Genomic DNA, 13,550 nt, shown 5'->3' with positions numbered 1-13,550 from the left:
TTCACTTTGACACAAATGTAACAAGAGATTTAATAAAAAGCTAATTTCGCCTCCGACCATATATTTAAACCCGATATTCTGCTTATTATAAACAGATGTTATCAGTAGTGAACAACATTTTATCATTTAACTACAAGAAAATTTAATCTGATGAAAAAGTCGTTGATAATTATTATTGTACTGATATTTATGAGTTCAGTTGGCACCATTGCACAACAGAAAAATTCAAATTACAGAATTGCAGACAAAATTCACGTCGACGGTGATGGCGGCTGGGATTACCTTTTCATGGATGAAGCCACACACCATCTTTTTATATCACACGGAATGGTGGTGCAAGTGCTCGATGTCAGTACAAAGAATGTTATCGCTACGATTCAAGATACCAGAGGAGTTCACGGAATCGCAATTGCCAATGACCTGAACAAAGGATTTATCAGCAACGGAAAAGATACTTCTGTAACAGTCTTTAATCTTCAGAATTTCACCACTATTGAAAAAATAAAAGTAACCGGAAATAACCCGGATGCCATACTGTACGATCCATTTACGCACCGTGTATTCACGTTCAACGGGCGCAGCAGTAATGCCACAGTGCTGGACGCAAAAACAAATAAAGTGGTAGGAACCATTGCCCTTGAAGGTAAACCTGAATTCGCGGTTACTGACAGCAATGGAAAAATTTATGTGAATATTGAGGATAAAAGCAACATCAGCGTAATTGATCCTGTTGCCATGAAAGTTATACAAAACTGGTCAATCGCACCGGGCGAAGGTCCCAGCGGGCTGGCTCTTGACAACAAAACGCATCGTTTATTCAGCGTCTGTGACAAATTGATGGTAATTGTTGACGCCTTGTCGGGAAAAGTAATAACAACGCTTCCTATCGGTGACCGTGTGGACGGGGTAGCATTCGATTCTGAAAAAAAATACGCATATAGTTCTAATGGTGATGGCACAATGACAGTAGTGGCAGAAGAAAATGAAAATACCTTCAAGGTACTTGAAAATGTGACCACTCAGAAAGGAGCACGCACCATCGCCCTCGATAAATTGACACACAAAATATATTTGCCGACAGCAGATTTTGGCGATACGCCGGAAGCAACGAAAGAAAACCCGCATCCGAGACCATCAGTAATCCCGGGTACTTTCACAATATTGGAAATTGAATTCTCGAAATAGTTATTGGCCGGTTCGCGCAGGTTTACCTTCCGCACCGCTTCTTCCTGACAAAGTCAAAAATACAATGTAGAAGCTATCTGATAAGACAGTGTGACGCGTCCTTTTGAAGTAGCTCGTTTTGCTGATTATATTTTTATTAGAATGCCGTTTGGTGATTAATTTATTATATATTTGTTCGTCACATAAGTGGTAGTTTTACGCGGTATAATTACTGAGCAACGGTGACCATAAGATTGAATCAGAATTGAATTTTCAGAAACTATTGATTATAAACCAACCCCAATTTGTATGAAAAAAATTCTTCTGGTATTGTTTGCCTGCAGCACGGTAATAATGGCTGCTGCACAAGCAAACTTTGACATGAAAAAAATTCCGACAACCAAAGATGGTGAACAGTTCAGTTATTTTTTCAAAACTTCGCCCGATGAGTTTCGCTCGGTTTACATTATCCCGGACAACAACCCTTTCAGTACAGGCAACAAAGGTGTTTATATCCGGAACTTTGATTCCGAGATTACGAAGTCTGATTTGGTCAACCTGCCCGATGCTGCCCCAGGCTATCTTGCTGTTTACAGCTTTGGCGACTACAATGTTTTAGCGGGTTCAATGGACGAAAGCCCGCTGAGTTTTGCAAAAGACAACAAGCTTGTAATTACCGATGATGCAGGCAAAGTACTGGTAGAGCAAACATACAAACTGCATGGTAAAAAGCACACTTTTACGGGAATGCCGGCAATCAGGATTTCGGAAGATAAAAAATACATGCTTGTGGTGAATATTGAAGTGAGACCACCCGAGAAACCCCGGCTATATGATGACCCTGCCACCATTTTTGTCGATGTGTATGATTCTAAGCTGAAGAAAGTACGCGAAGATTCCGTACAGCGGGAAGATGTTTTTGGCAGCATCACCTTCCTTAATGATGTGGATTACGCCTATGTGAATGGAACGGTAGTAATGATTGCCTCACAACCAACGGCAATAACAAAAAAAACCAAAGGAACCATATTTGCAGCGGCATCCGATAAACCGGGTTCATGGAAACTCATTCTGTCTGAAGAATACTCCAAAGGTACGTTCAATTATACATGGTGCATCAGTAATAAAGGAATGCTTTGCATCAGTGGTATGCAGTCACAGGGAGGATTTGTCGGAAGCGGAAAAAGTTCAATTTTCTTCATCAGTAAAGACCTGACATCAGGAGGCAGTGCCACTGTAAAATCATATTCCATTGATAAAACCTTCAGCGAAAAATTTCCGGATGTTGATAAGAAAAGCATCAAGTTCATTACGTCTCCAAGTAAACTTGTGAAGCTCGATGATGGCGCCCTTTATGTGTGTGAATACCGATTATCGGTCAGTTCATCACAATCCTCGGCAACCTCATATTTTATGCAAACCATGGGGTTGATAAAATTCGATTTTGATGGTGAAATACAATGGGCCAATGTGATTAAAAAAGACGTGTGCAGTAAAAAATATGTTTCGGAATTGTTCTGTAAAGCATTTGGCGATGGCACAAGCACCCATCTTTTTTATTACGACAATCCGGCAAACGTGGTAAGTGCAAAAATGGTGAGAGTAAAAGTGGTCAATCCGGACAAGCTTTGCCTGGTGCATGCGGTAGTTGATGCCGATGGTAAAATAACGAAGAAAATAATCTATAAAGTGGGCAGCCAGCTTGCCCTTGTTGATTTGAGCCAAACGAAAAGAATTGAGGATGGCAACTCATTTATTTTCGTCGGTACAGGACTTAAAATTGGCAATAAAGTTCCGTATTTCGGGATACTGAATCTGGAATAACACCTTCATTTATACCAATAATTCGAAATTATATTTAGAAGAGGCTGTCTCAACATCGAGATGGTCTCTTTTTTTATTGGACCAGAATAACTCAATTCGTATGTGCGTATTAAAACAAAAAAATGCCGCCTCAATCATTGATTATTAGCGGCATTTTGATAATAATGTGACCCCGGAGGGATTCAAACCCCCGACTTTCAGAACCGGAATCTGACGTTCTATTCAGCTGAACTACGGGGCCGTTTCACGAGCACAAAAGTACAAATTTCATTTGATAATTTCAGATAATGAATTTCAACAGTTAACTAACTGTAAGGTTTGAACATAGGTCTATATTATTCTCATACGCCTCTGATATTTTTTCGTTTTTCAATATCTTTGCCAATGTATGCACCCGGCTCGGTGATTTGACCGCAAACATACACGATATCTTTAAATCCAGAACATGAGCAAAACGGTTAATTATCCTGAAACTTTTGCACGCTTCTACGATGTGATATATGCACGTCTGCGCCACAAAACAGATTCCGATTTTTTTATGAATGAGATTGCGCGCTGCAAAAACCGCGTACTTGAAATAGGCACCGGAACAGGACGCTTCTTCACAGAGGCTGTACAAAGGGGCGCTGATATTTATGGTATTGATGTAAGCCGCAGCATGATTGACGTTCTGAAGCGAAAACTTGCTCCGGAAGACCAATTCCGGGTTACCGAAGATGATTGTGTAACAATGCATCTCGGGTTGAAATTTGATTTGATTCTCGCACCGTTCAGAGTGTTTTCGCACATTATTGAAGTGGAACAACAGCTGGCAGCGTTGAATAATGTTGCACGCCACCTCGAACCGGGCGGCTGTTTTATTTTTGACTTATACGTACCCAACCCAAAAATGCTCTCCGAAGGTCTGGACGATGTGATGGATTTTTCCGGGGAATACGAACCGGGCAAAAAGCTAAAACGATACTCAACCATGAAAGCCGACCTTGTAAATCAGGTCAGCAGTGTTACCATGCGATTTGTTTGGGACGAAGGAAATAAACAACTGGAAGAATGCTGGGATTTCAAAATGAGGTTTTATTTCCGTTACGAGATTGAGCACCTGATTGCCCTCTCTGATCTGGAACTGGTGACCATTTATGGCGACTACTTAAAAAGTCCGCTGGAAAGCACTTCCAAAGATTTCATTGTAGTATGTAAGAAAAAATAATTTCAAACAACACGTATCACACAACACCATCATACAAAAAACAAGAAAATAATAGAAGTGTATGGCAATACCTACCAGTAGAACCGATCAAGCAGCGGAGGTTAAAATAGATATGACACACTGCACACTCTGCGGCAATTGTGTTATGGTTTGTAAAGATTTCTCACTTGAGATTATTGAAGATAAAATTGTATTCGGTCGCAACCCATTGTTTGGGTGTATTGGTTGCGGTCAGTGCGAGGCGGTTTGCCCGCATGATTGTATCAGAGTACAGGGCAGAACACTCACAAGCGATGACTTTTTTCCGCTTCCCGCTAAGGAAGAAAGCGCGGACTATACCCAACTGCTCAGGCTGATGAACCACCGCCGCAGCATACGCGATTTTCGCGATAAAGAAGTTGAACAGGAGGTAATTGACAAGGTCCTGAACGCAGCAATGACTGCGCCTATGGGACTTCCGCCATCGGATGTTGAAGTGCTTGTGCTGCAAGGAAACGATAAGGTGCGCACATTTTCAAACGACGTGATGGACTATTTCAAAAGTATAGGGTGGCTGTTCTCTCCTTTCATGCTCACCATGATGCGTCCGTTTTACGGAAAAGAAATGATAAAACTGATGCGCGGATTCATCACGCCGCTTCTCAGCTTTATGGCAAAAGCACGCAAGGAAGGAAAAAATTATTTGTTATACGATGCCCCGGTGGCCTTGTACTTTTATGGAACACCTTACTGTGATCCGGCCGACCCGCAAATTGCCTGCACCTACGCCATGCTTGCAGCGGAATCGCTGGGTTTGGGAACATGCATGATTGGCAGTGTCGGTCCTTTTATTCAAAAAGGAGCTTACAAACTCAAAAAGAAATACGGCATTCATCCTAAAAATCAGATGGGGCTGATGTTGATTATCGGATATCCGAAGCTTCATTATAAAAAGACTATCAGACGCAGCTTTGCAAAAGTGAACCGCTACTGATTTTTCTTCTTTTTACGCTGAAACAATTCCTTGAAGGTGTTGAATTCACGACGGTAGAATACACCGACTCCCTGCGTATAGGGCGCGTTATTACTCAAATAGTCATTCTGATTGGAACGGTTAAAAACGCTGAGCTTCACCTTGTCGGTGATTTTCACCTCCACGTTTACATCGCCCACGATAGTGTTTGAGTTTTGAGTGGCCGAATTGGCAGAACCACCACCCACTCCGAGGTTGCTTTCTATAGTAACCTTATCATTGAACAGCTGGGTACGCAAGGCAACCTCAACTTCTTCGCGCGTTATCTGATCGCCGGGGCGATAATTAACACCAATGTCCACATCTTTTGAAATCTGCGAAAGCCAGTTGCTCATCTGGTTTGAGAGCACTTCCGTAGTGCTTTTACCGAGAAATCCCGTGCCACTGCCCTGCGCGTTGGTACCGGTCACCCCGGAGCTGTAAAAGCTGTTAAGCACCAGCAGTGTGAGGAAATTCGATGAAAGATTTCTGTTCACTTCTGCCAGATAAGGACTCTTTTCAAAATCGGAAAGCGAGGGAAAATCAATTTCAAAACTAAAGGTTGGGTTTACTAATTTCCCCGACATATTAATGATACATTCTACCGGTACAGAGCGGCTGTTAGTATCAACACCCAGCCCTGCCAGACCTGCTTTAACGCGGTAAATCGCCTTGACATCCAGATCGGCATCGTATGGATCTCCGTTCCATCGTATGGTTCCGCCCTGTAAAATATCGAATCGTTTGTTAATTACATTTTCAAAGGTAAAAAGATAGTCACCGCTTTTAATCGTGTAATCGCCGTACATTTTAAAACTGCCGTTGGTATTAATCTCCATCTGGATATTTCCATTACCGCGGCCTCTGATTCTATCTCCCACCTGTGGGTCAAACATAATCTGCACTTCGGCATCATCGGTTACATCAAACGCGAAGTTCATCTGTATACCTGAAAGGTCAATGGCTCCGTTCACATCATTAATAGCTGTTCCTGCATTCCTGAAGTGTATGTATTTATTTTCGCTCACCGATGATGTCGAACTCATCGGAATAAATAATTGCGTTCCTTTTTCGGTTTTCGCATGGATATCCATATTGATATTTTTGGCATCACCATAAATGCGTGCATTCCCCGAGGCAAATGCTTTACCGTAAAACAATTCGTTCAGTGCGGCATTTGTATTCATACACATCAGGCTGCGAGGCTGAATATTGATATCGAACCTGAAATTTTTGAAATTATCATGCATTACTTTTCCGTTCACCCAGGCCGAGTCGGCATATGGCTGATCAAGCACCAACATGCTGTCGAAGCGTATTTCATTTTTCAATATCTGAACATCTTCGGGCGCACAGGAGTAAATTGTGTTCAGGTAATTGATTTTGAAAAATGTTCGCCACAATTTCAAACGCCCTTCCAGCACCGGATTTGCGTTCGTTCCGGTAAGTGTAAGGCTGCCTGTGGCATTTCCGTTTATAATTGAAGCGGTCTCGCCAAGGTATCGTGAAAGTGCTCTCAGGTCGAGCTTTTCAACAAAAATATTCAAATCGAAATTATTCTTTTTACTTAAGGGGAAATAATATCCCTTGGCAATCAGTGGTTTTATAGTCCCGATATCACCGCGATTCAGCACTTGTGCATCAATGGAAATGCCTTTGTTGATATCATCCCAGTTGCTTTTCACAACGGCATCGCCCAACCTGCTGCCGTTAAATCCAAGGCCGGTTATATTAAGGTCGGCGAAATAGGTGGGTGCGGTATAAACATCAAGCAAACTCGCCGTACCGGTTACCGTTCCGTCAAGATCGAAATCATATGCATTGGAAAGAAAATCAAAATCGGAAAGGTTAAAGGAGTTGAAACTGAGATTTAGAGAGTCCTGAGGATTTTTAGACAGGACGCCGTTAACAGCAAGTTTTTGTCTGTTGCATTCCAGCCGCACATCACGAAATTCAAACCGAGAAGAATCAATCAGAATCCGGCTGCCACTGCTGATGAGCCAGAGTGAATCGTCCACAACCACCTGCGAATTGGCAAGACCGATGGTCATCCCGGCATTCTCGTGTATAAGCGCGTATGCTTTGATATCGCCGGAATTGCGGTCTTCAAAACGATTGTTGTTCCACAGCAATTGAGATTTGATACTGTCGTTGCTCACAAAGGCATTCATTCTTACATTATGAATCCATGTGCTGTCGGAGAGTTTAAGTGTATCGGAAAGAAGATTGGCCGTAATATAGTTGTGCTGTGTTTCGGCTCTGAATTCAAGGTTCAGAAGTTCAATTCCATTAAGACTGATTGCCTTTGACCTGCCCTGCACCGCCATACTGTTTTGCTCGGAATTAAAGCTGCCAAACAGTTTAGTATCTGCCGCCAGACTCAGCCCCGGCACAAAATATTTTGCAACAGGAGTCGCGTTATAAAAAGTAATATCAAACTCAAAAAGCTGTTTAGCTTTAATTTTTTCGAGGGAGTCGCGATTTAGCTTAATCCCCGGAAGGTAAGCAGAGATAAATTTATAGGCAGAAGCAGGAATTTCCTTAAACTCAAAAAATCCTTTGAACCATGCATCCACATAATCAGATTTCAGATTAAATGTTCGGTAACCGGTTGTATCGCGATGCGTGTCGAGTTCCAGTTTGCTGAGATAAAATACATTTTTACCTTCCTTATAATTTGCATTCGTGATGGATGCAGAGCCTTGCAAATTATCGATTGTATTACCTTTAAAATTAAAGTTCAATGAACCAGAAACATCAGAAATGGAATCTGTTTTTATCCATTTGAGCACCTTCATATTTGCATAGGTGACGCGCGAAATAAAATCGAAGGCCGGTATAGTATCGGTAAAATCAACACCTCCGTCAAAATTGGTCACAAGATTGGGGTCATTCACGGTCAGGTGTCCGTTAAATATTTTTTTTGCGAGGGTAGCATTCAGCGCTATTCCGGTGTATGAATATTGATTAAAATCGAGACGGCTGACAGTCCCTGTCAGCGAAAGGTCGGCCGTTTCGGCACTTATTCCCTTACCGTCGATAGCAGCGTTGATGCTCACTTTGCCAAGTCCGCCCTGACCGTTTAACAGCGTTCCCAAATCAAAATCTTTGGTAACCAAACGGCCCGAATATCCGAGCAAACTATTTTTCATGCCTCCTTGCAATTTAAGGTCGGTCGTTATTTTTCCGATATCAGTAATAAAATCTGCTTTAGCAACAAAATCGCCCACAAACCCAGTAAAAAAGCCTGTTACGCTCACGTTACCCAGTTTGGCAAATTCAGGTGGAAGATTCAAATGTGTCGCTGTTCCTCCGGTCCCGGGAATCAGAAACCGTTCCAGATCACTTTTGCTCGTACTCGCCCGGTGAACAGAAGCATGAATGTACGTTTCTTCAATCAAAGGCAGTCCATTGGTAGCAATGTCTCCCTCAAACCATGTAGAGCGGCCATACATAAGTTTCATCTTTCGCCCCTTCAGGTTTTTCACCTTTCCCCTAACCTCAGCAATAAGCTTGATTTTATTATTCATTCCCCACATTTCCGGCACAAAAAAAGCGATATCGCAGGTATTTACTACACTTGCTCTGATTGTGGAAACCATGTTGACTTTGTTGACAAAATCATTGAAATCATCCCATTCATTATACTCAAAAGCTAAATCCAGATCCAGATTTGTAAACGGAGTTTTAATCTTAAGGCCGGTGGTTCGTATTCCTTTCGAACTTACAGAAGCGAGCGTACTCATGCTGTTCAAGACAAACCCGCCTCTTTCAGCCAGGCTGATATTCTTTATCTGAGCATTTATCGTATCTCCGCTGATTGTAACATCACTGATTTTCAAATTTAAATTATGAATATCCAGATTATCAAAATCAATACCCCTTGCCAGGGTATCTTTCTCAAAATTACGATAGGTAAAACGCGAGTCAGTAATATTCAAACCGGTAACAGCAAGCTTCCAGGGTGTTCCACCCGAAGTAGTTACGGTATCGCGCGAAGTATAATTATCGATAATAAATTGCAGATTGAGCGCATGCTCACCTTTATATTGTTTCAGCGCCACCAGCCCATTGTCGAGGGTAAGTTCATCAACATTCAGCACATGATCTTTCAGGTGAATATCGCCCACATCGAGCACCAGGCGCCGCGCCTTCAGAAGAATGTTTCCATGAAGGTCATCTATCCGGACATCTTCAAGTACAACGTCCAGAAAAAATGCAATATCGACACCCCCGACGGATACTCTGGTTTTCAGTTCAGACGAAAGGTAGGTGGCAATGCCTTGTGCAATAATGTTCTGGACTGCATTACTGCGCAGCAATGTATACAGAGATGCCGGAAAAACAACCAGCACTAAGTACAGCCAAAGCAATATAGTCCGGAATTTTTTAATATTTTTGGTCTCGTTTAAATGAGTAACGTTTCATGAGTATATATATTTTAGGCATTGAATCTTCTTGCGATGATACGGCTGCAGCTGTTTTCTGTGACAATGTCATGTTGTCTAACGTCATTGCCGGTCAGGATATTCATCGGCTTTACGGAGGCGTTGTACCCGAATACGCTTCACGCGCACATCAGCAAAACATTATCCCCGTAATTGAGCAATGCCTAATTAAAGCAAAAATAAACAAAAAAAACATACATGCAGTTGCCTTTACACGCGGTCCGGGGCTGCTGGGTTCATTGCTTGTGGGTACTTCTTTCGCAAAAGCCTTTGCTCTTGGCTTAGGAATTCCACTCATCGAGGTCGACCATATCCATGCCCATGTTCTGTCTCACTTTATTGTGGAACAAGGAAATGATAAAGCGATTCCGCCATTCCCCTTTCTCTGTTTGGTTGTTTCGGGCGGACATACACAAATCATTCTTGTAAAAAGCCATTTCGAAATGGAGGTTATTGGTCAAACCATTGATGACGCGGCCGGCGAAGCATTTGACAAAGGAGCCAAAATTCTAGGGCTTCCGTATCCTGGCGGACAGATGGTTGATAAGAATGCCCTTGGCGGAAATCCGCATGCATTCACACTTCCCGAACCTGCCGTTGGAGAGCTCGATTTCAGCTTCAGCGGACTGAAAACATCCTTCCTTTACCTTGTTCGCGATCATTTAAAAATTAATCCAAATTTTATTGAAGAAAACCTTGCCAACCTCTGTGCTTCGCTTCAGTATTCCATCGTAAAAATACTCACCGGAAAACTCGAAAACGCTGTCAGAAAAACAGGCATCACTCACGTCGCAGTTTCGGGCGGCGTTTCGGCAAATTCAGCATTGCGTTCGGCACTGCTGCAAGGGCAGGCAGAAAATAAGTGGACAGCATATATTCCTGCAACCGTTTATTCTACTGATAATGCCGCCATGGTCGCCGTAACCGGATATTATAAGTATATTTCAAATCGTTTTGCAGCACAAAACACATCACCCTATACCAGAACTTAATCCGACATCAATTGCGAAGACCGGCAAACATCGTGCAGCATCTTTCAAAAAGCCTGTTATTGGTGTTTTTCGCAATCGGCATGCTCATGCCCCCTGACGTCCAGGCCCAGCATAATAACGACGGACGCGATACGCTTCTGAAGAAAAAGTTCGAAAAAATGCATCCTATCGGCATGGTGATTAAAACCAATATTCTTCCGATTATCTGGGGAAACGTCCCATATACCGCCGAATACCGATTGGTCGGCGAATTCATGACCACCCGAGGGCAATCTTTAAGTATCGGCGCATCGTATCTTGGCAAAAGTATGTTATTGATATTATCTGAAAAATCTTCCCAAAACAAAGGGCAACCGGTACTTTCAGTCAATGGTTACAGGGTCCAGGCTGCCTACAAATTCTATTTCATTAAAAAGAACTTACGACCTGAAGGGCCGTATCTCGCGCTTCATTCCTCATGGTCAAGTGCCCGTATATTTGAAAAAGGAAATACCGCCGATTACTATTCAGGAAGTCATTTCAATGTAAATATTTTATTTGGAGCTCAGGTAATTGCAGCCAATAAAGTGGCGATTGATTTTTTTCTCGGTCCGGGATATAAAAATAACAAATGGAGTGAGCACATCCCGGGCGCTACAAAAATTATTGATATAACAAAATTCGGGCTTATTTATAGTGGTCATCTGAAATTCACGCTGGGTTTTAATGTGGGCATAACTTTATAAAACCGGGACGCGATTTTCGAAAAACACAATCAAACAGTAATTATTGCAAATTTGACATTAATTTATACTTTTGCACATTAACACGTAAAATAATGAAAAGACTAAGTACATTATTGATTGCCATGGTAATTATGGCATTAGTTGCATGCGAAGAAGAAACTCCGGTAAACAGGCCTACTTCTGCAAAAATGCGCAGTTCAATGGAAGATGACGTTTGGATGAATCAGCACACAGTAATTTCCGGATTCGGTCATACAGGGAGTCGTTGTTCTAAAATTGATACTACGAACCGTTTTAGCTATGGTCCTTGCCAAACGTTCAAAAATATTGATTCAACCTTTCTCCCGACACGGGTAAATATTAATTTTTGGACCTTATTTAAGAAAACCGGCATTACCACTAACCTCGTGATCAGCATTGACAATAATGGGAAAAATATTTTTTGGGCAGGTTTGGATTTGAAAGACCAGGTTAAGAAAGCGGATGAATGGACAAATATTAACGCCGCATATACTTTGCCGGCAGATATTAAACCCGATGACCGCATCAGTATCTACGTTTGGAATCCGAACAACAACATCGCATTCGTTGATGATTTCGATGTTGAATTTCAGAAATAAAGGCTACCTGAATTCCTTTTCACCAAACTCTTCAGGCACATTTTTATTATTGTATTTTGATGGGCACTTCAGCACCATTGACGATGCAATAAAATGCTCACCGGTCATTTTCCCGGTAACCACAACTTGTTCCAGCTTAATAAAATCCTGAGGTTCAGCGCCTCTGTAATAGACCTGTTTTACCAGGTTTTTGCTGTCTTTCATGAAAAATGAAAAATAGATTATCCCGTCAAGGGTATCATTTCCAAAAACCTTGTCGCGTTCAAGGCTTCCGATGATACTGAAATCTCTTTGAGGGTATCGGGCTGCCTGCGCAAAATCGGAATAGGTATCGGGCTTGTAGGTAAGGCTAATCACTACGCCGATGGCTGCAACTAAAGCGATAAGGATAACAATATGTTTGATTTTCATCGAAAATAATTAATTATTAACCCTTCACAAGAATTTCTTTCATCATACGTATTTGCTCGGGAGTGCCCAGTACGAATAACTTCGAATCGGGCATCAGCACGGTATCGGGAATGGGGTTAATGGTATATTCGCCATCAGGTGTTTTGAATCCGATAATATTGGCACCGGTTTTTATGCGAATTTCCAACTCCCGTATGGATTTATTTCTGAATTTTTCCGAAAGGCAATTACACGTTATTTCCACTAGATTGGTTTCATCTTTACCATGTACTGAAATGTAATCAAGAAAATCAACAACATCAGGATTCACAACCAGAGAAACCATATGGGCGCCGCCCACACGTTCGGGCATCACAACATTATTTACACCGGCCTTATACAATTTCCGCTCAGCACTGTCGTCAGCGGCGCGGCTTACTGTAATCAGTTTGGGATTCAGCGACCGCGCCGAAAGTACCACAAAGAGATTATCAGCATCATTTGGCAGTGTAGTAATCAAAGCTTTGGCAGTTTTTACGCCGGCACGTATGAGTACATCATCTTCTGTAGAATCGCCTTCAATGATTAAAATCGTGTTATCATCATTAGCAATAACCACATCGTGTTTGTTATCAATAACAACAAACGGACGACGATGCGCCTTAAGCTCTGCAACAGCCTGTTTGCCGTTACGACCGTATCCACAAATAATAATGTGATTTTCCATTTTCTTTATCCCTGACTTTTTCTTGAGTTCTCTGAAAACGCTTCGTAAATTACCCTCAATAAAATGAGCAGCCACTACCGACAAGGTGTAAGTGACAATACCAATACTTGTTATTATCAGGATAATTGTAAAAATCTTTCCGCCATCCGACAATTCATGAACCTCTTTAAAACCAACTGTTCCAACAGTTATAACCGTCATGTAAAGTGCGTCCAGAAACCGGAATCCTTCAATAACAGAATAGCCGACAACGCCAAACGTAAGCACAAGTATAAACAACAGCAGTGCGGTCAGCAATTTTCGGGTACCAAAGATATTTATGCGCACTGCCATATTGAATTGTTATGTATTGCCTAAGACGTGGTCTGAGATTATTATACAAAATTACTTAAAAAGATTGGTTTTGACACCTTAATTGAGGCTCCGATTTTTCACGGCTCAATACCCTGGTATCGTTGAGCT

10 protein-coding genes and 1 tRNA gene are annotated in these 13,550 nt (G+C 41.9%); 7 read left to right on the top strand and 4 right to left on the bottom strand.

The features are described 5' to 3' along the window. The first annotated feature begins 150 nt into the window (after positions 1–150). Positions 151–1,185: a YncE family protein gene (locus WCM76_04460; GenBank protein ID MEI6764870.1), complete on the top strand. Its 1,035-nt coding sequence runs from the start codon at positions 151–153 to the stop codon at positions 1,183–1,185. 288 nt (positions 1,186–1,473) lie between these two features. Then, positions 1,474–2,988, top strand: a complete 1,515-nt coding sequence (locus tag WCM76_04455) for a hypothetical protein (protein MEI6764869.1) — start codon at positions 1,474–1,476, stop codon at positions 2,986–2,988. Positions 2,989–3,155: 167 nt separating this feature from the next. On the opposite strand, the gene WCM76_04450 is transcribed toward WCM76_04455, so the two are convergent. Continuing rightward, positions 3,156–3,229 (bottom strand) — tRNA-Arg (locus tag WCM76_04450). Positions 3,230–3,433: 204 nt separating this feature from the next. On the opposite strand from WCM76_04450, the gene WCM76_04445 reads away from it, so the two are divergent. Together WCM76_04445 and WCM76_04440 are read left to right on the top strand one after the other, a co-directional pair. Beyond that, on the top strand, positions 3,434–4,195 hold the full coding sequence (locus WCM76_04445; protein ID MEI6764868.1) for a class I SAM-dependent methyltransferase: 762 nt from the start codon (positions 3,434–3,436) through the stop codon (positions 4,193–4,195). Positions 4,196–4,256: 61 nt separating this feature from the next. Then, positions 4,257–5,168: a nitroreductase family protein gene (locus tag WCM76_04440; protein ID MEI6764867.1), complete on the top strand. Its 912-nt coding sequence runs from the start codon at positions 4,257–4,259 to the stop codon at positions 5,166–5,168. On the opposite strand, the gene WCM76_04435 is transcribed toward WCM76_04440, so the two are convergent. Then, positions 5,162–9,559 (bottom strand): translocation/assembly module TamB domain-containing protein, encoded by a 4,398-nt coding sequence (locus WCM76_04435; protein MEI6764866.1) that lies wholly within the window; start codon positions 9,557–9,559, stop codon positions 5,162–5,164. The two genes, WCM76_04440 and WCM76_04435, sit on opposite strands and share 7 nt — an antisense overlap. A gap of 53 nt (positions 9,560–9,612) precedes the next feature. On the opposite strand from WCM76_04435, the gene tsaD reads away from it, so the two are divergent. From tsaD to WCM76_04420, 3 genes are all read left to right on the top strand, one after another. After that, positions 9,613–10,626, top strand: a complete 1,014-nt coding sequence (gene tsaD, locus WCM76_04430) for a tRNA (adenosine(37)-N6)-threonylcarbamoyltransferase complex transferase subunit TsaD (protein MEI6764865.1) — start codon at positions 9,613–9,615, stop codon at positions 10,624–10,626. Positions 10,627–10,637: 11 nt separating this feature from the next. Continuing rightward, positions 10,638–11,351, top strand: a complete 714-nt coding sequence (locus WCM76_04425) for a hypothetical protein (protein MEI6764864.1) — start codon at positions 10,638–10,640, stop codon at positions 11,349–11,351. A gap of 92 nt (positions 11,352–11,443) precedes the next feature. Then, positions 11,444–11,971, top strand: a complete 528-nt coding sequence (locus WCM76_04420; protein ID MEI6764863.1) for a hypothetical protein — start codon at positions 11,444–11,446, stop codon at positions 11,969–11,971. 3 nt (positions 11,972–11,974) lie between these two features. Here WCM76_04420 and WCM76_04415 read toward each other — a convergent pair whose 3' ends face one another. Further along, positions 11,975–12,382: a cytochrome c maturation protein CcmE gene (locus WCM76_04415; GenBank protein MEI6764862.1), complete on the bottom strand. Its 408-nt coding sequence runs from the start codon at positions 12,380–12,382 to the stop codon at positions 11,975–11,977. Positions 12,383–12,398: 16 nt separating this feature from the next. Further along, entirely contained in the window at positions 12,399–13,421 is a 1,023-nt protein-coding gene (locus WCM76_04410; GenBank protein MEI6764861.1) for a potassium channel protein, read from the bottom strand. Positions 13,422–13,550 lie beyond the last annotated feature (129 nt).

Source organism: Bacteroidota bacterium, from assembly GCA_037133915.1.
Classification (GTDB): domain Bacteria; phylum Bacteroidota; class Bacteroidia; order Bacteroidales; family CAIWKO01; genus JBAXND01.
The sequence above is the reverse complement of the archived record's forward strand: the minus strand, read 5'-3'. Positions and strand labels throughout refer to the sequence as shown.